Origin of the sequence: Brevundimonas sp. G8 (genome assembly GCF_902506205.1) — a bacterium.
Lineage (GTDB): Bacteria > Pseudomonadota > Alphaproteobacteria > Caulobacterales > Caulobacteraceae > Brevundimonas.
On sequence record NZ_LR732816.1, the window covers coordinates 24,669 to 45,421 of the forward strand.

At 66.6% G+C, this 20,753-nt stretch carries 19 protein-coding genes; 2 read left to right on the top strand and 17 right to left on the bottom strand.

Going from position 1 to position 20,753, the window contains the following annotated elements; translation table 11 throughout:
* Genes CHRYSEO8AT_RS00080 through CHRYSEO8AT_RS00090 form a run of 3 tightly spaced genes read right to left on the bottom strand, consistent with a single transcriptional unit; the run spans position 1 to position 3,136 of the window.
* Entirely contained in the window at positions 1-276 is a 276-nt protein-coding gene (locus CHRYSEO8AT_RS00080; RefSeq protein ID WP_159844550.1) for an Hpt domain-containing protein, read from the bottom strand.
* The gene (locus CHRYSEO8AT_RS00085) at positions 273-656 is read right to left on the bottom strand and encodes a response regulator (protein WP_159844553.1); all 384 of its coding nucleotides are present in this window, start codon (positions 654-656) and stop codon (positions 273-275) included. Before CHRYSEO8AT_RS00085 ends, CHRYSEO8AT_RS00080 begins: the two co-directional genes overlap by 4 nt.
* 11 nt (positions 657-667) lie before the next feature.
* Complete coding sequence (locus tag CHRYSEO8AT_RS00090) at positions 668-3,136, bottom strand: response regulator (RefSeq protein ID WP_159844556.1); 2,469 nt, start codon at positions 3,134-3,136, stop codon at positions 668-670.
* A gap of 546 nt (positions 3,137-3,682) precedes the next feature.
* Between CHRYSEO8AT_RS00090 and CHRYSEO8AT_RS00095 the strand changes: the two genes are divergently transcribed.
* Positions 3,683-5,002, top strand: coding sequence for an Hsp70 family protein (locus CHRYSEO8AT_RS00095; RefSeq protein ID WP_159844560.1), 1,320 nt, complete (start codon positions 3,683-3,685; stop codon positions 5,000-5,002).
* On the opposite strand, the gene CHRYSEO8AT_RS00100 is transcribed toward CHRYSEO8AT_RS00095, so the two are convergent.
* The 9 genes from CHRYSEO8AT_RS00100 to CHRYSEO8AT_RS00140 all read right to left on the bottom strand — a co-directional run bounded on the left by CHRYSEO8AT_RS00100 (position 4,999) and on the right by CHRYSEO8AT_RS00140 (position 14,940).
* The gene (locus CHRYSEO8AT_RS00100) at positions 4,999-6,117 is read right to left on the bottom strand and encodes an acyl-CoA dehydrogenase family protein (RefSeq protein WP_159844563.1); all 1,119 of its coding nucleotides are present in this window, start codon (positions 6,115-6,117) and stop codon (positions 4,999-5,001) included. The two genes, CHRYSEO8AT_RS00095 and CHRYSEO8AT_RS00100, sit on opposite strands and share 4 nt — an antisense overlap.
* Before the next feature lie 4 nt (positions 6,118-6,121).
* Complete coding sequence (locus tag CHRYSEO8AT_RS00105) at positions 6,122-7,303, bottom strand: acyl-CoA dehydrogenase family protein (protein ID WP_159844566.1); 1,182 nt, start codon at positions 7,301-7,303, stop codon at positions 6,122-6,124.
* Between the two features lie 131 nt (positions 7,304-7,434).
* On the bottom strand, positions 7,435-8,589 hold the full coding sequence (gene rodA / locus CHRYSEO8AT_RS00110) for a rod shape-determining protein RodA (protein WP_159844569.1): 1,155 nt from the start codon (positions 8,587-8,589) through the stop codon (positions 7,435-7,437).
* Positions 8,586-10,616: a penicillin-binding protein 2 gene (mrdA, locus tag CHRYSEO8AT_RS00115; RefSeq protein WP_159844572.1), complete on the bottom strand. Its 2,031-nt coding sequence runs from the start codon at positions 10,614-10,616 to the stop codon at positions 8,586-8,588. Before mrdA ends, rodA begins: the two co-directional genes overlap by 4 nt.
* The gene (locus tag CHRYSEO8AT_RS00120; protein WP_159844575.1) at positions 10,613-11,131 is read right to left on the bottom strand and encodes a hypothetical protein; all 519 of its coding nucleotides are present in this window, start codon (positions 11,129-11,131) and stop codon (positions 10,613-10,615) included. The genes mrdA and CHRYSEO8AT_RS00120 overlap by 4 nt, the downstream gene beginning before the upstream one ends.
* Complete coding sequence (gene mreC, locus CHRYSEO8AT_RS00125; protein ID WP_159844578.1) at positions 11,128-12,282, bottom strand: rod shape-determining protein MreC; 1,155 nt, start codon at positions 12,280-12,282, stop codon at positions 11,128-11,130. The genes CHRYSEO8AT_RS00120 and mreC overlap by 4 nt, the downstream gene beginning before the upstream one ends.
* A gap of 150 nt (positions 12,283-12,432) precedes the next feature.
* Positions 12,433-13,473 carry a rod shape-determining protein gene (locus CHRYSEO8AT_RS00130; protein WP_017504801.1) on the bottom strand — a complete coding sequence of 347 codons (1,041 nt, stop codon included), beginning with the start codon at positions 13,471-13,473 and terminating at the stop codon, positions 12,433-12,435.
* A 223-nt stretch (positions 13,474-13,696) separates the two neighbouring features.
* Complete coding sequence (locus CHRYSEO8AT_RS00135) at positions 13,697-14,152, bottom strand: hemerythrin domain-containing protein (RefSeq protein WP_159844581.1); 456 nt, start codon at positions 14,150-14,152, stop codon at positions 13,697-13,699.
* A 74-nt stretch (positions 14,153-14,226) separates the two neighbouring features.
* Entirely contained in the window at positions 14,227-14,940 is a 714-nt protein-coding gene (locus tag CHRYSEO8AT_RS00140; protein ID WP_159844584.1) for a TVP38/TMEM64 family protein, read from the bottom strand.
* A 125-nt stretch (positions 14,941-15,065) separates the two neighbouring features.
* Between CHRYSEO8AT_RS00140 and CHRYSEO8AT_RS00145 the strand changes: the two genes are divergently transcribed.
* Positions 15,066-16,271: a pyridoxal phosphate-dependent aminotransferase gene (locus tag CHRYSEO8AT_RS00145; protein WP_159844587.1), complete on the top strand. Its 1,206-nt coding sequence runs from the start codon at positions 15,066-15,068 to the stop codon at positions 16,269-16,271.
* A gap of 37 nt (positions 16,272-16,308) precedes the next feature.
* Here CHRYSEO8AT_RS00145 and CHRYSEO8AT_RS00150 read toward each other — a convergent pair whose 3' ends face one another.
* The 5 genes from CHRYSEO8AT_RS00150 to yajC all read right to left on the bottom strand — a co-directional run bounded on the left by CHRYSEO8AT_RS00150 (position 16,309) and on the right by yajC (position 20,675).
* Complete coding sequence (locus CHRYSEO8AT_RS00150) at positions 16,309-17,307, bottom strand: hypothetical protein (protein WP_159844590.1); 999 nt, start codon at positions 17,305-17,307, stop codon at positions 16,309-16,311.
* A 71-nt stretch (positions 17,308-17,378) separates the two neighbouring features.
* The gene (locus CHRYSEO8AT_RS00155; protein ID WP_159844593.1) at positions 17,379-17,654 is read right to left on the bottom strand and encodes a hypothetical protein; all 276 of its coding nucleotides are present in this window, start codon (positions 17,652-17,654) and stop codon (positions 17,379-17,381) included.
* A gap of 87 nt (positions 17,655-17,741) precedes the next feature.
* Positions 17,742-18,731, bottom strand: coding sequence for a protein translocase subunit SecF (secF, locus tag CHRYSEO8AT_RS00160; protein ID WP_159844596.1), 990 nt, complete (start codon positions 18,729-18,731; stop codon positions 17,742-17,744).
* Positions 18,731-20,323: a protein translocase subunit SecD gene (gene secD, locus CHRYSEO8AT_RS00165; protein WP_159844599.1), complete on the bottom strand. Its 1,593-nt coding sequence runs from the start codon at positions 20,321-20,323 to the stop codon at positions 18,731-18,733. The genes secF and secD overlap by 1 nt, the downstream gene beginning before the upstream one ends.
* 34 nt (positions 20,324-20,357) lie before the next feature.
* Positions 20,358-20,675, bottom strand: a complete 318-nt coding sequence (gene yajC / locus CHRYSEO8AT_RS00170; protein ID WP_159844602.1) for a preprotein translocase subunit YajC — start codon at positions 20,673-20,675, stop codon at positions 20,358-20,360.
* Between the last annotated feature and the right edge of the window lie 78 nt (positions 20,676-20,753).

Below are 20,753 nucleotides of genomic sequence, written 5' to 3' on the forward strand. Positions count from 1 at the left end.
TCAGGGCAAGGCGTCCAGCGACGCGATCAACCGATCCATCGCCGCCGCATCCAGCCCCCGCCCCGACGCGAACCCGTCGTCCACCGCCAGCGCCGCCGCGCCAATATCGGTGAATCCGAACATGCCCGCCGACCCCGCCAACCCGTGCGCGACCCGCTCCACCCGATCGAGATCACCGACCGCCAGAGCCTGCGCCAACGCGGCCCGATCCTCCGTCGCCCGGACGCAGAACTCGGCCCTCAGCGCCGTCAGCGCCGTCAGCGGATCGTCGCTCATGCGTCCGCCGCGGCCAGAATGTCCCGCAACTGGCGCGCCAGGGTCATCGGATCGAACGGCTTGACCACCACGCCAATGGCCCCCAGGGCCTTCAGCCGCTCGATCTCCTCGCTCTGAGCACGCGCCGTCATGAAGACGACCGGCGTCTTCTCCAGCCCCGAAATTTCGCGCAGACGCGCCAGCACGCTGGGCCCATCCATCGACGGCATCATCACATCCAGCAGGACGATGTCCGGCGCCGGCCCCGCCTCTAGCTGCGCCAGCGCGTCCGCCCCAGACCCCACGCTGGTCAGCACCAGGTCTGGATCCAGCTCCAGCGCGAACGCCGCCACCTCGCGGATGTCCGGCTCGTCATCGACGTGCATCACGGTCAGGGGCATGAAATCTCCTCTCAACGGTCACGCGGGGTGAAGGTCAATCGCCGCACCGTCCGCGCCAGATCGGCCAGCGACGCCGACGACTTGACCAGCACCGCCTCGACGCGCTCGCCCAGCGCGGCATCCATGTCCTGCGCGGAATAGACCACGACCGGGATCCCCTTGGCGCCTTCGCCCAGATCGGGCAGCAGCTCCAGCCCCGACCCGTCCGGCAGCCCGAGATCCAGGATCACCAGATCCGGCCTGGCCCGCGCCAGCACCTTGCGCGCCTGCGACAGGCTGGTCGCATGCGTGATCTCGGCGATCCCGGCCAGGGTTTCGGCGGTGACCTGCAGAATATCGGGGTCGTCGTCCACATGCAGGATGACCGGCGCCTGACGCCCCAGCCGCTCCAGCACGGCGGCGATGGCGCTACGCAATCGCTCTTGATCGAACGGTTTCTCAAGCCAGTCAATCACCTCCAGCGATCGCCCCCGCGCCCGCCCCCGCGCCACGTCGGCCGAGACGACCACGACCGGCGTGTCCACCGTACCGGGCCGTTCGCGCAGGGCCCGGATCAGGCCGATCCCATCCGCATCCGGCAGTTGCAGATCCACCAGAATGGCGGCGAACCCCTCGCCCTCCACGGCGTCCAGCGCGGCGGCGGCGCTGCCGGCGACCAAGGCGTCGAACCCGTCTTGCGCCAGCATGATCCGCAGCACCTCCGCCGCATCGGGATCGTCCTCGACGATCAACAGGCGCGGCCCGTGCGTCGTCTGCGGCGCGGCGTCGCCGACCGTCATCGGCAGGTCCAGATGGAAGGTCGCCCCCTCGCCCGGCGCCGATTCGAACCACAGCCGCCCGCCGTGCCGCTCGGCGATTTCCTTGGCGATCGCCAGCCCCAGGCCGGTGCCGCCGCGCTGGCGGGTGTCCGATCCGTCGGCCTGGGCGAACTTGGTGAAGATGCGCGCCCGGAACGCATCGGGCACGCCCGGCCCGTGATCGCGCACGCTCAGCCGCACGATGCGCGCCTCGGGCATGACCGCCACCTCGACCGTGCCGCTCTCCGGCGAAAACTTGGCTGCATTGGACAACAGGTTGACGACCACCTGCACCAGGCGATCCACATCCCCCATCACGGGCGCCGCCGGCCCCTCGGCTAGCTCCAGCCTGACCCCCAGCCCGTCGGCGTATCCCCGCACATTATCAAGCGACCGGATCGCGACCTCGCGCAGATCGATGGGCTGAAGCTCCAGATTGATCTGGCCGGACTCCAGCTTCTCCACATCCAGAATGTCGTTGATCAGCCGCACCAGCCGCAGGCTGTTGGAATGGGCGATGCCGATCAGGCGCCCCGCGCGCTCCGACAGACTGCCCGCCGCGCCCCCCGCCAACAGGCCCAACGACCCGGCGATGGAGGTCAGCGGCGTCCTCAGCTCATGACTGACGGTCGAGACGAACTGCTTCTTCAGCTCCTCGACCCGGCGCCGGTCCGTGATGTCGCGCACCACCGCCACCAGATGCACGCCGGTCGGCAGTTCCAGCGGACTGAAGGCGACATCGACCGGAAACGCCTCGCCGCTTCGCCGCCGTCCCGTCAACTCCTGCACCAGGCCCCCCGTCGCATCGGCCCCGCCCGCACGGATCCGCGCCATCAATCCCTTGTCCCCCTGATCGCTCGCCTCCAGCAGCACAGCCACGTCGCGCCGCCCCAGCTCCTGCACCGACCAGCCGAACATCCTTGTGGCGGCGGCGTTCATCGTCTCGATGGTGCCGCTGGGGTTCAGCGTCAGTATGGCGTCGATCGCGCTGTCGAAAATGGCTTCCTGCCGCGCCGCCGTCGCCCGAACCTCGGCCAGCAGCCTGCGCCGCGTCGTGACATATCGCACGAGCAGAGCCGCGCCCCCCGCCACCAGGGCGATCAGCGCCACGAACATCGCCGTCACCATCGCCTCAGTCGAACGCGACCGCGCCTCGACCCGCTGGGTCAACGCCATTAGCGCGCGCGCATCGACATCCGTCATCCTGTTGATGGTTGCACGAATACGATCCATCGCCGCCTTGCCCCCGCCGGTGGCGACGGCCGTCAGCCCTGCCTCGCGGCCGCGCCGGTCATGGGCCTCCAACGCCTCGCGCATCGCCGTCTGTTTGACCGCGATCCGTCGCTCTAGCTCGGCGATGTTGGCGCGCTGAACCGGATCACCCGCATAGGCGGCCCTCAGCTGCGGCAACTCCCGGCCCAAGCGCTCGGTCGCGGTCGTATAGGGAACCAGAAAATCGGGATCGCCGCTGATGATATAGCCGCGCTGCCCCGTCTCTGCGTCCTGCATCAGCGAGAAGACGGTCTGCAACTCCTCGCGCGCCTTGTGCGACTGCGCCGTCTCCTGCCGCAGCGCCCGAACCCGCTCGAAATCGCGCCGCATCTCCAGCCCGACCAGCACCAGACCGACCACCAGGGCAACAACCGCAAGGGCCAATCCCCACTGTCGACGTGATCTGCGCACCAACCCGCCCCCTCGACCTCAGCCGACGCCGCCAACTCCGACGTGCATCGATCGTTCATTCCGATCGTCCGACATCCGGGTGCGATAGGCAACATCGTTCCCGACCTGGATCTATCACGCGTGATCAAAGGATGCTTGGCACGTTAATCGTTGCAGCGGCCACGCCCGTTTTGCGTCGATACGGCAACTAGACGTAGCGTTTCACAGCCACAAAAGAATGGTTGCTTCTATCATAACGGTGCGACGCTCGGTTGGAGCCTAATGTGACCGGAGCAGGAGCCGTATCGCTGATGAGTGCTAGTCAAGCGACGCTGCCTTACCTCGAACCGATGGCGTGACCACTCGTGCACACGCGTTGGACGGTATCGCATCCGGCCCCGCCGGAAGGAGCGCCACTCCAAATTTTTTCAGTTGTGCCAAGCGCTGAGACTATCACAGCGACGAGTCAGATTTAGTCGAAGTCTGGAAGACCGTAGAACCATCATTAACGCTTGCTATTGCCTCGCCTGACGTTAGGAACCCGGCTCCCCTCCTTGGAGCCCTGCCATGACGGCGACGAAACCGATGACGATCGGGATCGATTTCGGCACGACCAATACGGTCGTCGCCCTGACCGATGAGCACGGCCTGGCTCAGCTCGTGACCTTCGATGCGGTCGAGGGCCAGACCACCACCTTCCGCTCGGCGCTCAGCTTCCAGATCCATCAGGGCGTGGACGGCCAGCCGCCCGAGCGCGTGGTCGAGGCCGGGCCCTGGGCCATCGCCGCCTATGTCGAGGATCCGCTGGAGACCCGCTTCATCCAGTCGTTCAAGACCTTCGCCGCCAGCGCCGCCTTCACCGAGACCCGCATCGACAACCGTCGCTATGCGTTTGAGGATCTGCTGGCCGCCTTCCTGCTGCGCCTGCGCTACCATGCGGGCGACGAGCTGGCGAACACCCCGCCCGCCGTCATCGTCGGCCGCCCCGTCACCTTTGCAGGCGGCAATCCCGACGAGACCTTGGCCCTGTCGCGCTATCAGACGGCGTTCGAGCGGCTGGGCTTCACCGACATCCGCTATGCGCACGAGCCGGTCGGAGCCGCCTTCTATTTCGCGCGCCAGCTGAAGGAGGACGCCACGGTTCTGGTCGCCGATTTCGGCGGCGGCACCAGCGACTTCTCCATCATCCGGTTCGAGCGGACGGACGACGGCCTGCGGTCGACGCCGTTGGCCCGCTCGGGCGTGGGCGTGGCGGGCGACGCCTTCGACTATCGGATCATCGACCAGCTGGTCTCGCCCGAACTGGGCAAGGGCGGGCTCTACAGCTCGGTCGGCAAGCAACTGCCGATCCCGCAGCGGTATTATTCCGCCTTCGCCCGCTGGGATCAGTTGGCCCTGCTGCGCGCATCACGGGACATGCGCGACATCCGATCCCTGGCCCGTACGGCGCTGGAGCCGGAGAAGATCGAGCGCCTGATCGAAGTGCTGGACGACAACCACGGCCATGACCTGTACCGCGCCGTGTCCACGCTGAAGATGGCCCTGTCGGTCGAGGAGACCGCAACCTTCCTGTTCCAGGCCGGCGGCGTCCATATCGAAAAGCCGGTCGCCCGCAGCGATTTCGAACGCTGGATCGCGCCGGAACTGGCCGCCATCGAGGGCGCGGTGGACGAGGCCATGGCCCGCAGCGGCCTGGGCCCCGAAACCATCGACCGCGTCTTCCTGACCGGCGGCACCTCCTTCGTGCCAGCCGTGCGCGCCATCTTCCAGAGCCGTTTCGGCGCCGAGCGGATCGAGACTGGCGGCGAGTTCGAATCCATCGCCGCCGGCCTGGCCCTGATCGGACGCGAAAAGGATATGGACCTGTGGAGCGAGAAGGTCGCCTAGAACCCCTGCGCCCTCGCCACCCGTTCGGCGTGGAAACCGGCGTCGCCCAGCAGCTCGTTCAGCACCCGCACTCGCTTCATGAACAGGCCGACGTCGAACTCGTCGGTCATGCCGACGCCGCCGTGCATCTGGACCGCCTCCTGCACCGCCAGTTCGGCGACGCGCCCCGCCTTGGCCTTGGCGATGGAGGCCGCCAGCGACGCCCCCTCGCGCCCCTCGTCGATGGCGATCTGGGCGCCGATCGTCGCCGCCCGCGCCAGCTCCAGCTCTGAAAAAAGGTGCGCCGCCCGGTGCTGCAACGCCTGGAACTCGCCGATCAGCTTGCCGAACTGTTTGCGGGTCCGCAGGTAATCCAGCGTCGTCTTGAACGCCTGATCGCCCGCGCCGGTCAGGCTGGAGGCCGCACAGGCCCGCCCCAGGCTCAGCGCGTCGTCCAGCAACGCCTCCCCGCCCCCGACCGCGCCGATCACCGCGTCCGCATCGACCGCAACATCGGTCAGCATGACCCTCGCGGCGTTATGCGCATCCACCATCATGGTGCGCTCGACCGCGACCCCCGCCGTCGCCGGATCGATCAAGAACAGCGTCGTTCCCTCTTCAGCCGTCGCCACCACGATCAGGGCGTCCGCCACATGGCCGTCCAGCACGAAGGCCTTGGCCCCGTTCAGCTTGAAACCGTTGCCCGCGCGTTCGGCCCGCGTGGCGATCCGCGACGGCGCATGCTTGGCGCCCTCGTCAACCGCCAGCGCCAGGATCGCCTCGCCCGCAGCGATCCTGGGCAGCCATTCTTGCTGCGCCTGCGACCCGCCCTCGATCAGCACCTTGGCCGACAGGATCGACGATCCCAGATAGGGCGACGGCGTCAGGGTGCGCCCCAGGCTCTCGGCGATCACACCCGCCTCGACGGCCCCCAGCCCCATGCCGCCCAGCGCCTCGGGGATGATGACGCCGGCGAAACCCATTTCGCCGAACGCCCGCCACAGGTCGCGCGACACGCCGTCGGCGTCGCGCTCGTTCCGCAGCTTTCGCATGTGGGCGATCGGCGCCCGTTCGTTCAGGAATCCGTCGGCGGCGTCCTGCAACATCGTCTGTTCTTCGGTCAGGATCAGCGGCATCGTCTCACGCCCCCGGTAGTTGCAGCAGGTGTTTGGCGATGATGTTTAGCTGAACCTCGCTGGTGCCGCCCTCAATGGAGTTGGCCTTGGTCCGCAGCCAGTCGCGCGCCGTCTTGCCGTCGTGCGACCGCTCGCCCTCCCATTCCAGCGCATCGGCGCCGCCCGCCGCCATCAGCAGTTCGTGGCGCCGCTTGTTCAGCTCGGACCCATAGTATTTCAGCATCGATGCGATGGCCGGATGCGCCTGTTTCGCCTTCACCTGATCCCCCACCCGCTCCATCGCCAGGCGGAAGGCCGCGGCGTCGATCTCCATATCCGCGATCCGCGCCCGGAGCATCGGCTCGTCCAGCCGGCCGGCCTCGTCCGCGCCGATGGCGTCCAGCGCAACCTGTCCCACAGGCCGCCCGCCGCCGACCTCGCCCATGGCGCCGATCATCGTCCGCTCGTGCGCCAACAGATATTTGGCCACGTCCCAGCCTCGGTTCAGCGTCCCGACCAGGTTTTCCTTCTCCACCCGCACATCGTCGAAGAAGGTCTCGCAGAAGGGTGACTTGCCGCTGATCAGGGTGATCGGCCGCGTCGTCACGCCCGGCGTCTTCATGTCGAACAGCACGAAACTGATGCCCAGATGTTTTGGCGCATCGGCATCCGTCCGCACCAGGCAGAAGATCCAGTCGGCCTTGTCCGCATAGGAGGTCCAGATCTTCTGGCCGTTGACGATCCAATGGTCGCCCTTGTCTTCAGCTTTCGTCTGGATAGCGGCCAGATCGGAACCGGCGCCGGGTTCGGAATAGCCCTGGCACCATCGGATCTCGCCGCGCACGATCTCGGGCAGGAAACGCTTCTTCTGCTCCTCGGTCCCGAAAGCCAGCAGCGCCGGGCCCAGCATCCAGACACCGAAACTGGCTAGGGCCGGCTGCGCCTTGATGCGCCGCAGTTCGGACGCCAGCACCTTGGCCTCCTCGCGGCTCAGCCCGCCCCCGCTGTATTCCGCCGGCCATTCCGGCGCCGTCCAGCCCCGCGCACCCATCCGCTCCAGCCACAGTTTGTGCGCCGGCGTCTTGAACGTGGCGTCACGGCCGCCCCAGATCATCTCGTCATCGGCCATCGGCCCGCGACATTCGGCGGGGCAGTGCGCCTCCAGCCAAGCGCGCGTCTCGGCGCGGAATCGCTCCAGATCGGTCATCCATCGTCTCCCATGGCGTGCGTCGCTGATCGGCCGGAGCCGATGCGAGACATCGTTGGACACGACCTTATCCAGGAAATCCTCGCCTTAGAAAGCGAAACCTGAATGCCGATCATATAGCTGACGTAACGTCAGATCAGTCCATGGCCCTTGGGCAGTTCGGCGTAGCGGTGCACCCGCGTCGCCATCACCAGGCCGAAACCGATCATGACGGTCAGCATCACGGTGCCGCCATAGGACAACAACGGCATGGGCACGCCCACCACGGGTGCCAGCCCCATCACCATCGCCCCGTTGATCAGCACATAGAGGGCGAAGGTCGCCGTAACCCCCGACGCGGCCAACCGCCCGAAGTGACTGTGCGACAGCGAGGCGATCCTCAGCGAGATCAGGATGATGGCGGCATAGCAGGCCAGCAAGGTGAAGGTGCCCACAAAGCCGAATTCCTCGGCGAAGGCTGCGAAGATGAAGTCGGTCTGACGTTCGGGCAGGAACTCCAGCTGGCTCTGGCTGCCCAGGCCGAACCCTCGCCCCAGCGGCCCGCCGGATCCCATGGCGATCTTGGACTGCACGATCTGATAGCCCTTGTCCGCCATATCGGCCTCGGGGCTCAGGAAGGTCAGCACGCGGTGACGCTGATAGTCGTGCATCCCGAACATGACATAGGGCGGCACCAGCACCGCCGCCGCCACGATCAAGGGCACAATGATCCGCCAGCTCAGGCCCGCCACGAACATGATCGCGGCGCCCGTCATGCCGATCAGCATGGCTGACCCCAGGTCCGGCTGGTGCGCGACCAGCAGGAACGGCAGGCCGATGATCCCGACCGGGAAGATCAGCTTCCAGTGGAAACTCGCCTCCTTGGCCGAGGCCCCGTGATACCAGCGCGCCAGGGCCAGAACGACGCCGATCTTCATGATCTCGGACGGCTGGATGCGCGTGAAGCCCAGGTCCAGCCAGCGCGTCGCCCCCAGGGCGTGATACCCTAGCGGCGTCTCGACCAAGGCCAGCAGGAATAGCGCCATGCCATAGATGGGATAGGCCAGGGCGAACCAGTAGCGGATATTGATCATCGACAGCGCCAGCATCAGCGCCAGACACATGCCGAACCGGATCAGGTGCTTCGCCGCCCACGGCGACCACGACCCGCCCGCCACCGAATACAGCATCAGGGCGCCGGTGCCGGACACCACGCACAGCAACGCCGTCAGCCGCCAGTCGATCTGACCCAGTTTGGTCGAGACACGTTCGCGCTCGCCGGGTCGTGAAAGCGCAGAGGCGGTCAACGGCCGGGCTCGGACAGATAGGGGCGTGGCCCGCTGGTCGCGGAGGGCGCAGGACGCGCGGCCTGAGGCGTCACGACCACGTCCGGCTCGGGCGCTGCGCCGACGACGCCATCCTCGACGATGGCGGCCCCGGTCGGTTCGGGCGGCAACGGCCGTTCGATCCGCGCGCGCATGTCGGGATCCTTCAACAGGACCGTGCGCATCACCTCGCGGGCGCGCGGCGCGCCGGCCGTGGCCCCGCCCTTGCCGCCGTGCTCGACGATGACGGCGACGGCGTAGCGCGGCGCATCCACCGGGGCGAAGGCGACGAACAGGTTGTGGTCCTTCAGCGCCCAGATCTCGCTCTTGCGCGACCCGGTGCCATAGTTGCGGACCTGAGCCGTGCCGGTCTTGCCCGCCATCTGGATGTCGCCCAGCCCCAGCTGGCTCTGGCGATAGGCCGTGCCGGAACGGTCGTTGGCCACGGCGATCATGCCCTGACGCACATATTCGACGTGGGCGGGATCGAACGGCAGATCCGGCGCCTCGGCGCCGCTGGGTTGCTCGACGCCGCCGATCGACTTGATCAGCCGCGGTTGCAGCTGTTTCTTGCCGTTCGCAAGGCGCGAGGTCATGACCGCCAGTTGCAGGGCGTTGACCGTGATCGCCCCCTGCCCGATCGCGACCGACGTCGTCTCGCCCGGATGCCAGACGGGATCGCGCGGGAAGGTCCGGGCCTTCCATTCCGTGGACGGCAGCAGGCCCTTGCGCTGATTGCCGACACCGATGTCGAACTCGTGCTCGAAGCCGAGGGCTAGGCCGGCCTTGCGGATATTGTCGACGCCCGCGCGGTTGCACATGGCGTAGAAATAGACGTCGCAGGAGTTCTTGATCGCGTTGTGCATGTTCTGCACCCCGTGACGGCCCCAGCAGCGCTGCGTCCTGTTCCCGGTCCGATACGACCCTGTACAGACGACGGTGTTGTTCGGATCGACGCCCGCCTCCAGCAAGGCCAGCGCCGTCGTCGGCTTGAAGGTCGATCCCGGCGGGAAGGTGCCGTTCAGCGTCTTGTCCAGCAGCGGCTTGCGCTCATAGTCCGCCAGCGCGCGATAGGTCTTGGTCGGCACGCCGCCGACGAACAGGTTCGGATCGAACGACGGCGCCGACACCATGCACAGGATGTCGCCGTTACGCACATCCATGACGACACAGGCGCCCGACTCATCGCCGAACACCTCCAGCGCCCGGTTCTGCACGTCGGCGTCCAGCGTCAGTATGACTTCCTTGCCGGCGACCGCCGGCCGCGACCCGCCGATGTCCTCGGCGACTACGCGCCCGCGCGCATCGACCTCGACCCGGTTGCCGCCCGGCTCGCCGCGCAGCGACAGGTCCAGCGCCTTTTCGACGCCCTGCCTGCCGATGCGGAAACTGGGGTTGAACAACAGGGCCGGCGGTTGCTCGCCCTTGTCGCGGATCGCCTTGACGTCCCGGTCCGAGACTTTGGCCACATAGCCGATGACGTGAGCGAACGACCCGCCGAACGGATAGTATCGCGCCTCGTTCATATCGACCATCACGCCCGGCAGCTCGTTGGCGTACTGATTGACCTTGGCGAACTCTTCCCAGGTCAGGTCGCTCTTGACTGGCACCGGGTTGAACTTGGACGCCGCATTGACGTCGCGGATGATCGCTCGTCGCCGCTCGAGCGTGTCGGGCAGCACCCGTCCCAACAGGTCCAGCGTCTGATCCAGATCCTTGGTCTCGTCGCGCACGACCAGCACCCGGAAACTGGGGCGGTTGCCGGCGATGACGACGCCGTTACGATCCTTGATCAGGCCGCGCGGCGGCGGGACCATGCGGAAGTTGAACTGGTTTTGCGACGACAGGGTCGCATACTCCTGGGCCTGCACGACCTGAAGCTGGCCCAGACGCCCGATCAGCGCCGTGATGCCCAGCGCCGTCGCCCCGCCCAGCACGAAGGTGCGCCGCAGGAACGACCCCTGCCGCTCGTTCACGTCCGCAAAGAAAATGGAGGGTTCGCCGCTCATCTGAACCGAATATCCCCGTCGTCGAACCGCTCAAGCATCCAGTTGGCGATCGGAAACAGCAGAAGCGTCGGCACGATCTGTGCGATCAGCGGCAGGATCGCCGGCGCATTGGCCACCCGAACCATGACGATCAGATAGGCCATGGCGAAGGCGCCCAGGGTGCAGGCGGCATAGGCGAAAAACCGGATCAAGCCTTCGTGGCCCGCCAGCAGATTGCGCGACAGCAGAACCGCCCCATAGACCGCCATCAGGCACAGCGCCCACAAACCCAAAGGACCGTTCCAGAACAGGTCGAGGAACAGACCGACCAGAAACAGCACCGCCGGCGCCGTCATCGACGGCCGGATCAACGGCCAAGCGAAGGCCAGCACCACGGGAATGACCGGCTCGGGCAGATGCAGGCCGAACAGATGAAACGGCGTCCCCAGCACGACGGTGGCGGCCAGGGTGATCAGCGCCGGATAGACGATCCATTGCAGAGGTCCGACGACGCGGACCGCGACCGGCCGTCTCACGCCGCGCCTCCCGGAGCCGCAGTCGGGGCCGGGGCCGGGGCTGTTGCGACCGGCGCAGGCGCCGGGGTCACGGCCGCCGGTCTCGGCGTGTTCGCCGCCGGTCGCGCCGCAGTCGGCGGCGTTACGGCAGGCGTCGAAGCGGCTGCGGCCGCAGCGTTTGTAGCACGCACGCGCTCGGCCTGGGCCTGCTGAGCCGTCAGTCGACGCGCAGCGGCATCGCGTATGGCCCCGACCTCGGCCGCATTCGGCTCGGGCGCCGTCGTCAGGCCGGCCAGAGGCGGCGCATTCAGGGCGTCGGGGCTGACCAGTTGGCCAAAGGACTGGAACAACAGCACACGGACATAATCGACCGCGCCGTGATCGCTGAACAGTTTGACGCGCCAAGCGCCGTCGATGCCCTTCGCCGCCACCCCGACCGGCAGGCCGCGCGGCAGGCCTCCGCCGTCACCCGAACTCAGGATCCGGTCGCCCGCCTGGATCGAACCGACGCCGCGAATGAACTCCAGACGGGGGCTATCGCCGCCGTCGCCGGTCAGCATGGCCCGTGCATCCGTGCGTTCGATCATGACCGGCGTGCGCGACGCCACGTCCGTCAGCAGAACCATCCGGCTGACGCCGCTGGTCACGCCCGAGATGCGCCCGACCAAACCATGCTCGCTGATGACCGGGTTGCCGATGCGCACGCCCTTGGCCGAGCCGACGTCTAGCAGCTTGGCGCGATTGAACGGCCCGCGTGCGTCGGAAATCGCTCGCCCCGTCGCCATGGCGACCGCCGGCTCGGTGCGCAGACCCAGCAGGGCCTCATACCGACCGTTGATGTTCTTTTGCGCGATGGCCTCGTCGCGCCAGCCGCGCAGTTCCACGATCTCGGCCTTCAGGCGGCGGTTCTCGCCGATCGCAAAAAAATAGCCGCCGACATAGTCTCTGGCGGCGCCGGCCCATCGCACCGGCGCGGCGAACACGCCGCCCACCGGCCCGGCCGCCGCTTCGAACCCGCCCCGTGCGGCGCCCATGCTTGAGCCGCCCTCGGGCGTCGTCCGGTCGCCCAGCAACAGGACGACCGCCCCGATGACAGCCACGACGACGACTACCGCAGCGGTCCACGCCAGCGGCACCTTGATGTTTTCAAAAGGGCCGTCGCGAAACGCCACGGGCGACCTTCCACTCAAAGGGTTGGAATCGGCAGGACGCCCCCTGCCGCTCAGCCTGCCTATCGCAGGATCAAGGCCGGAATGGAACCGTGATCACGCAGGCCTGAAAAGGATTTGCGGCCAAGCTTTCGCCTGGCCGCAACGAACGGATCAGAGCGCGGAGTCGAGCACGCCCTTCATCCAGCGCGGGTGTTCCAGCACACGGCCGCAACCGATGGCGACGCACGACAGCGGATCGTCCGCCACCGAGACCGGCAGGCCGGTGTGGTCGCGAATCTCGACGTCCAGGCCGCGCAGCAGAGCGCCGCCGCCCGTCAGCATGATGCCCTTGTCGGCGATGTCGGCGGCCAGTTCCGGCGGGGTGGCTTCCAGCGCGACCTTCACGGCCTCGATGATCTGCGTGACCGGCTCGGCCAGGGCTTCGGCGGCCTGACGTTCCGAGATACGGACTTCGCGCGGCACGCCCTGCATCAGGTCGCGACCCTTGACCTCGATCGACAGGCCTTCGCCGTCGGCCGGGATACGGGCGGTGCCGATGTCCTTCTTGATGCGTTCGGCCGTGGTCTCGCCGATCAGCAGGTTATGGTTGCGGCGCATGTAGCTGATGATGCTGTCATCCATCTTGTCGCCGCCGACGCGGACCGAACGCGAATAGACGATGCCCGACAGCGACAGAACGGCGACTTCCGTCGTGCCGCCGCCGATGTCGACGACCATCGAGCCGGTCGGCTCGTGAATCGGCAGACCGGCGCCGATAGCGGCCGCCATCGGCTCGTCGATCAGACCCACGCGGCGGGCCGAGGCGTTCAGGCAGCTGTCGTTGATCGCGCGACGCTCGACCGCCGTGGCGCCCGAGGGCACGCAGACGATGATCTTGGGGTTCACGAAACCCTTGCGGTTATGAACCTTGCGGATGAAGTGCTTGATCATCTCTTCGGCGACTTCGAAGTCGGCGATGACGCCGTCGCGCATGGGGCGGATGGCCTCCATGTGACCGGGGGTGCGGCCCAGCATCTGCTTGGCCTCTATGCCCACGGCGTGAACGACCTTGCGTCCCCCGACGTTGCGCAGCGCCACGACCGACGGCTCGTTCAGGACGATGCCCTTACCCTTCATGTAGATCAGGGTGTTGGCGGTGCCCAGGTCCATCGCGATGTCATTGGAGATCGCGCCGAAAAGGGAAAAACTCATGGGAATCGATACCGTTCTTAGCTGGCAGGGCGTCTTCTGATTTCACAGTCGACCTGGCGACGCCCCAACTGTCTCGACATCCCCACGCCGGACAGTTCCTGATCGTCTTCGCCACGCCTACTAGCGGCGGGTGTGCCTGTATGAAACCGGGATTACAAGCCCTGATGACGGTCTCGTCATATAGGGTTCGTATCGGGCGACCGACCGCCTGTGGATGCAGGGCTCAGGACGATGCTACGCCCTTGCTCCGTGCGGCGCCGGAACGGGCGTCGGCCGCCTCCATCGCCGGATAAAGCGTGTCGTCCTCTCGCGCGACACGGTGCGCCAGGGCGCCGATCAGGCCCTTGGTCGCCGTCGCGAACCGGTTCCGATCCGAAAGGATCTTGGCCTGCGACCACTCTCCGAAGTAATGCGCCCAGGCTCCACTGACCGCCCCCATGTCATCGACATAGTCCTGCGCCAACTGACGGACCGCAGGGTCGTGCGACGTCATCAGCACGGGGTACAGTTCCCCATCCTCAATCGCGAGATGTTCGATCAGGGCTGTGTTCAGCGCGCCCATCAGTTCGCGGGCGCGTACGGCGTCTTCTTTCGTCTTCAGGACTTCAGCCAGCCCACCCAGCGCGCTGGCCAGGCGGATGATGCGACGATGCTGCGCCTTCAGTATCTCGACATCCATCGCGACACCTCCAAGACAGTGATATCACAACCTTTGAATGAATCACACCTGAAGAGAGGACTACGTGTCGTTCCTCAGTCGCCCCGCGCGGTCTCGCGCCGCTTCACCATTTCGCGCACCACCAGCATCAGCACCAACCATGCCAGCGCGACGCCCGCCAGGATGGCGGAGGTCCAAATCCCGTCCCCGCTGACCGCCGTCATGAACGACCCGCCGAAGAAGGCCACAAGCGCGGTCTTGGGCAACACACCCAGGGCGCACCCCGCCAGGAACCCCGGAAACGAAGCCCGCGCCGCGCCGAACGCCATATTGACGATGATGAAGGGCGCCGACGGCACGTTGCGGATCATGAAGCTGGCGTAGAAGGCGTTCTTGCCCACGAACCGCGTCAGCCGCCCCACCGTCCGCCCGCCGTGCCGCTCCAGCAGCCTCGCCGTCGGCCCGCGCCCCAGCCAATAGGTCACGCCCGCCGACACCACGGTTGCGATCCAGCTGTAGAGAAACCCGAACCAAGGTCCGAACGCCACGACGCAGGCCGCGATCAGGATGAACTGCGGCGCGCCGAAGAAAGCCGAGACCGTAAACACTACGATGGCCGCCACCAGCCCCCACGGCCCCTGACGGAACCCGGCAAGCCAGTCCTCCAGACGCCCTTCGGCCTCCAGCCCAAGCTGACTCTTGCCCACGGCGAACAGGGCGATCATCGCGCCCAGCAACAGGGCCGTCGCCAGCACGGCGCGCCAGCGACGCGCCTCCATATTCGACAGGAAATCGATGATCCAGCGCATCACAGGCGCCGCTTATCACCCCCTCTGCGCATTGGCGAGCGTCAGCGCATTGTCCCGCGCCGCGACCGCGCGTAAACAACCCCGCCCTCCCCAGGCAAGAATCTTCCAAAACTCATGGGATAGTCATGTCCAGCCTGCAATCTTCCGCCCTCGCCCGCGTCAAGCCTTCGGCCACCATCGCCGTGACCGCCCAGGCGCGAAAGCTGAAAGCCGAAGGCCGCGACGTGATCGGCCTGGGCGCCGGAGAGCCCGACTTCGACACCCCTGAGAATATCAAACAGGCCGCCATCGACGCGATCCACCGCGGCGAGACCAAATACACCGACGCCGACGGCATGCCCGAGTTGAAGGCCGCCATCGTCGCCAAGTTCAAGCGCGAGAACGGCCTCGACTATACGGCGGCGAACATCCACGTCGCACCGGGCGGCAAGCCCGTCATCTTCAACGCCTTGGTCGCCACCCTGAACCCCGGCGACGAGGTCATCGTGCCCGCCCCCTATTGGGTCTCCTATCCGGACATGGTCCTGCTGGCCGGCGGCGAGCCCGTCACCGTGATCGGCGAGGAAAAGGACGGCTTCAAACTGCTGCCCGCCGTGCTGGAGGCCGCGATCACGCCCCGCACCAAGTGGCTGATCCTGAACAGCCCCTCCAACCCCACCGGCGCCGCCTACACGCGCGCCGAGCTGGAAGCTCTGGCCGAGGTTCTGCGTCGCCACCCCCACGTCTGGGTGCTGACCGACGACATGTACGAACACCTCGTCTATGGCGACTTCGAATACACCACCATCGCCCAGGTCGCCCCCGACCTGATCGACCGTACACTGACGGTCAACGGCGTCTCCAAGGCCTATGCCATGACCGGCTGGCGCATCGGCTACGCTGGCGGCCCCAAGCCGCTGATCGACCTGATGCGCAAGGTGGCCAGCCAGACGACGTCAAACCCCGCCAGCATCAGCCAGTGGGCGGCCGTCGAGGCCCTGAACGGCCCGCAGGACTTCATCCCCGAGCGCAAGGCCGCCTTCGAGCAACGCCGCGACCTGGTCGTCTCGATGCTGAACCAGGCCACGGGCATCACCTGCGCCACGCCCGAGGGCGCCTTCTACGTCTATCCGTCCATCGCCGGCCTGATCGGCAAGACGACGGAGAGCGGCGTCGTCATCGACGGCGACTCCACCTTCGCCGCGGAACTGCTGAACGCCGAGGGTGTGGCCGTGGTCCAGGGCGAGGCCTTTGGCCTGTCGCCCTATTTCCGCATCAGCTACGCCACCTCGGACGCCGTGCTGGAAGAAGCCTGCACCCGCATCCAGCGCTTCACCGCCTCGCTGCGCTGAGAACGGGAAGAGGAGGCCTCGGCCTCCCCTTCTGCGTTCAGTCCGCCAGTTGATCGATCAGCGGCCGCAGTGTCGCATCGGTCGTCGGCGCGATCTCCTGCAGGAAGGCGATCAGGGCCCGTTCGTTATCGTCGAAATCGCCATCACGACCGATCCGGTCGATCAGCCAGCGCGCTTCGTCCTGATCGACGGGCGCGCTGGTCTCGGCGGCGCCTACGGTCTGCGCCAGCCGATCAGAAAAGACGTCGTCGGCACGGGATTGGTCTAACGCCCAGCGCATGAACCGCCCGACATAACCGGCGCGTTCCAGATCGCGAGACTGTCCAGGCGCCTCGCCAAACCGTTTCTCCATGCCGCGGAAAATGCCGTCGTCCAGGTCGGCCAGCCACCGTTCACGACGTAAAGCCTCCTCTCGCTCAGGGGCTATCCAGCCGGCGGAGGCCGTCACCGCATTGGCGACTGCGCGCATAAAGAAGTCCGTCCATGTCGGATCGTTCGCCGCGCCTCTCGTGGCGTCGTTAAGGTCGAACAGGGCCTCGGCCTCCTCGCGCGAGACCGCCAGTCGCCCAGGGCCCGACGGCGCAAATACCAGCCGCCGCAACCGCGCCACTTCGCTGGCGCTGATGATTCCGTCGTTATCGACAACCGACCGCGTCACCAGCGAGAGCCCGAAGGCGGCCAGGAAGGATGGCGCCGCGTCAGCCAATTCCAGCACCCGGACGACAATCTCGACCTCGGTGCCGTCCCGCAACCGGCCGTCGGCCTTTATCCGTGCAACCAACCATTCCGCCTGGGCGTCGGTGACATAGCCTGCCGGTTCCTGCTGTCTCACCAGCCAGTCGGTCAGCGCCTCTATGAAGAACTCCCGCCATTCCTTGGACTGACGCTCGGTCCCCTCATCGACGACGAACAAAGCCTCGACTTCGTCCTTGGTGACCGTGATCGCGCCGAACACCTCACGGCGAAGGGCGAGTACGTCGTCGGGACCAACCTCCCCGCTCGCGACGATCGCCGCACAAAGAGCCGTCAAGGCCATGTCATCCTCCGCCGATTTGGCGAAGACTTAGCAACCTGATGATTACATCGGACCTAACGGAAACGCCGATCTCAGGTGCTGGGCTGCGTATAGACGACGCGACAGTCGCCATCGATGGTCGTGTAGCGATTGTTCGCCGCGTCCACGAACGAGATCCGGCCACCGTCGTCATACTCGACCTTGCCGGTCGACCGGCCCTTGAAGTTCTCGACCCCATAGGTCCAGCAGGTGATGTCAGCCGGCTTGTCGCCCCATGTGGCGTCGTTGCGGGCGCGCTTGCTGTCGGTGCAGGCGGACAGGGCGCTTGTCAGGGCGATTGCGGCAACGGCGTAGGCGAGAGCTTTCATAAGCCTAGCCTTGCATGGACGACGCCCAAGGAAAAGGCCGCCCAAGCGATGCAAGGGCGGCCTGATTTTTCGACGATGATGCCCGACCTACGGCCGGCTGGCCATGCCCAGCTTCACCGGCTTGGCGTCGTCGGCCAGGGCGCCGCGCTTGACGCCCCACAGCAGGATAATCGGCGCGCCGACATAGATCGACGAATAGGTGCCGATGATGATGCCGAACATCAGGGCGATCGAGAAGCCGAACAGGGCCTCGCCGCCGAAGATGGCCAGGGCCGCCAGCACCATGACGGCGGTCACGCCGGTGATGATGGTCCGCGACAGGGTCTCGTTCAGCGACAGGTCGATCACGTCGCGCAGCGGCATGGTCTTGTACTTGCGCAGATTCTCGCGAAGACGGTCGAACACCACCACGGTATCGTTCATCGAATAGCCGATGACGGTCAGGACGGCGGCGACCATGTTCAGGCTGAACTCCAGCTTGAACAGCACGATCAGGCCGAACGTCAGGATCACGTCGTGCAGCAGGCCGACCACGGCGCCGAAACCGAACTGCGGCTCGAACCGGAACCAGATGTAGAGGAACATCAGCCCGATCGCGACGCCCAGCGCCAAGAGGCCCGAGGTGAACAACTCGCCCGACACCTTGGAGCCGACGACGCTGACGCCCGAATAGGTGACCTGGCCGACTGCGCCGCTGATGGCGCCCTCGACCTGGTTGACGACCTGGGTCTGATCGCGGCCTTCCGGCACCTGGAAGCGCAGGATGGCGGTCGAGCCGTCATTCGCATTGTTGTCACGCCGCGCGATGCCCTGCACCTGAACATCGCCCAGGTTCAGGCCGTTCACGGCCTCGCGCACACGATCCAGCTCGATCACCTGACCGGCCGGCTTGGACACCTCCATCGAGGCCCCGCCCCGGAAGTCGATGCCCATGTTCAGGCCGGGATAGAAGCACGACACGATCGCCGCGATGCAAAGGACCACAGACAGAACGCCGGCGAACCGGGCGTATTTGACGAAATGGAAGTTCGTCTTCTGCGGAAGCAGTTTGATGAGGGGCCATCCACGCATCGCCATCACTCCGCGATCGGCAGTTTTTTGGGCTTGGCCGTCTTGAGCCAGTAGCCGAGCAGGACCTGGGCGACCAGGACCGAAGAGAAGACCGAGGTGAAGACACCGATGGTCAGGGTCCAGGCGAACCCGCGCACCGGCCCTTCGCCGAAGATGAACATGATGCCCGCCGCGACCAGGGTCGTCAGGTTGGCGTCGATGATGGTGCCCATGGCCTTGTTGAAGCCGGCGTCCATTGAGGCGATCACGCTGCGGCCCGACCGGGCCTCGTCACGCATCCGCTCGTAGATCAGCACGTTGGCGTCCACCGCGACGGCGAATGTCAGGATCAGACCCGCGATGCCCGGCAGGGTCAGCGTCGCCTGGGTCAGCGACATGGCCGCCACGATCAAGATGCCGTTCAGCACCAGGCCGACAACGGACACGCCGCCGAACAGCAGCCCATAGGCCAGGATCATGAACAGCACGATGATGGCGAACCCGACCGCGGTCGACAGAGCGCCGGCCGACACGGCGTCTGCGCCCAGTTCGGCCGTCACGGTCCGGCGTTCCTCCACGTTCAGCGGCGCCGGCAGGGCCCCGCCGTTCAAGAGGTTCACTAGGGTCGAGGCTTCCTGAATGGAGAAGTTGCCGGTGATCTGGCCCGACCCGCTGGTGATCGCGCTCTGGATCGTCGGGGCCGAGATGACCTTGCCGTCCAGGATGATGGCGAAGGGCTTCTGCAGATTGGCGGCGGTCGCCTCGCCGAACCGGCGTGCGCCGGCGCCGTCGAAGCGGAAGTCGATGGCCGGGCGGCCGCTCTGGTCCGAACCGACGCCTGCGCGGGTCAGGTTCTCGCCCGACACCAGCACGCGCTTCTTGACCAGATAGGGGGTGCCGTCTTCGCCGACCAGCAGTTCGGAATCCGGCGGGACGCGGCCCGCCTGGGCCTCGGTGACCGAGTTCTCGACGTCCACCATCTGGAACGTCAGCTGGGCCGTCTGGCCGATGACCTCCTCCAGCTTGGTCGGATCGCTCTCGCCCGGCGCCTGGACGACGATCCGGTCCGTGCCCTGGCGGGTGATGGAGGGTTCGCGCGTGCCTAGGCTGTCGATCCGGCGGCGTACCACCTCGATCGACTGATCCACGGCCGTCGCGCCCATGCCGTTCAGCGCGACGTCGGTATAGGCGAAGCGGACGCGGTTATCACCGATGCGGCTTGCCGTGCGCTCGACCTGACCGCCCGGTCCGGCCTGACCGCCCAGTTGCTGCAACGCCTTGAACGCCGCATCGCTCTGCGCCGGATTGGCCAGGGTCACGATGACGCCGCCGGCTTCGCGTTGGAAGCCGTTGGTGGCGATGCCCGCGCCGCTCAGCGTGACCCGGACGTCTTCGATCAGGTTGGTGACGCGCTTCTCGCGCATCGCCGGCACATCGACTTCCAGCAGCAGATACGAACCGCCCTGAAGGTCCAGCCCCAGGTTCAGCTTGTTCTTGGGCACGAAGCCCGGAAGCGCCGCGCGTTGGGCATCCGACAGCACGTTCGGGAATGCGAACAGGCAGCCGAAGACGGCCGCAGCGACGACGAGTATGACTTTCCAGCGCGACAGCTGAATCATGAGGGCGGTCTCGGTTCAGCGATACGCGAGCGTATCAGGCCTTGGAATCGTTGGCGGCGATGGCGGTGCGGTTGCGCACCTCGGCGATCATGGACTTGACCACGCGCACGTTGACGCTCGGCGCGATCTCGACATTGACCTCGGCTTCTTCGACGCGGGTGACCTTGCCGATCATGCCGCTGCCCAAGACGACGGTGTCGCCACGCTTGACCGCGCCGATGGCCGTCGCATGTTCCTTGGCGCGCTTCTGCTGCGGACGGATCAGCAGGAAGTAGAACAGGATGAAGATGCCGATGATGGGCGCGAAGCCGATCAGTTGCGCCACCAAGCCGCCGTCAGCCGCTCCGCCCATGGGTAGTCTCCGAACACAGAAGGGGCAGCCCTCGTCGGCGCCCCATTAAAACGAGGCGCGGAACCTAGGGCCGCGCCT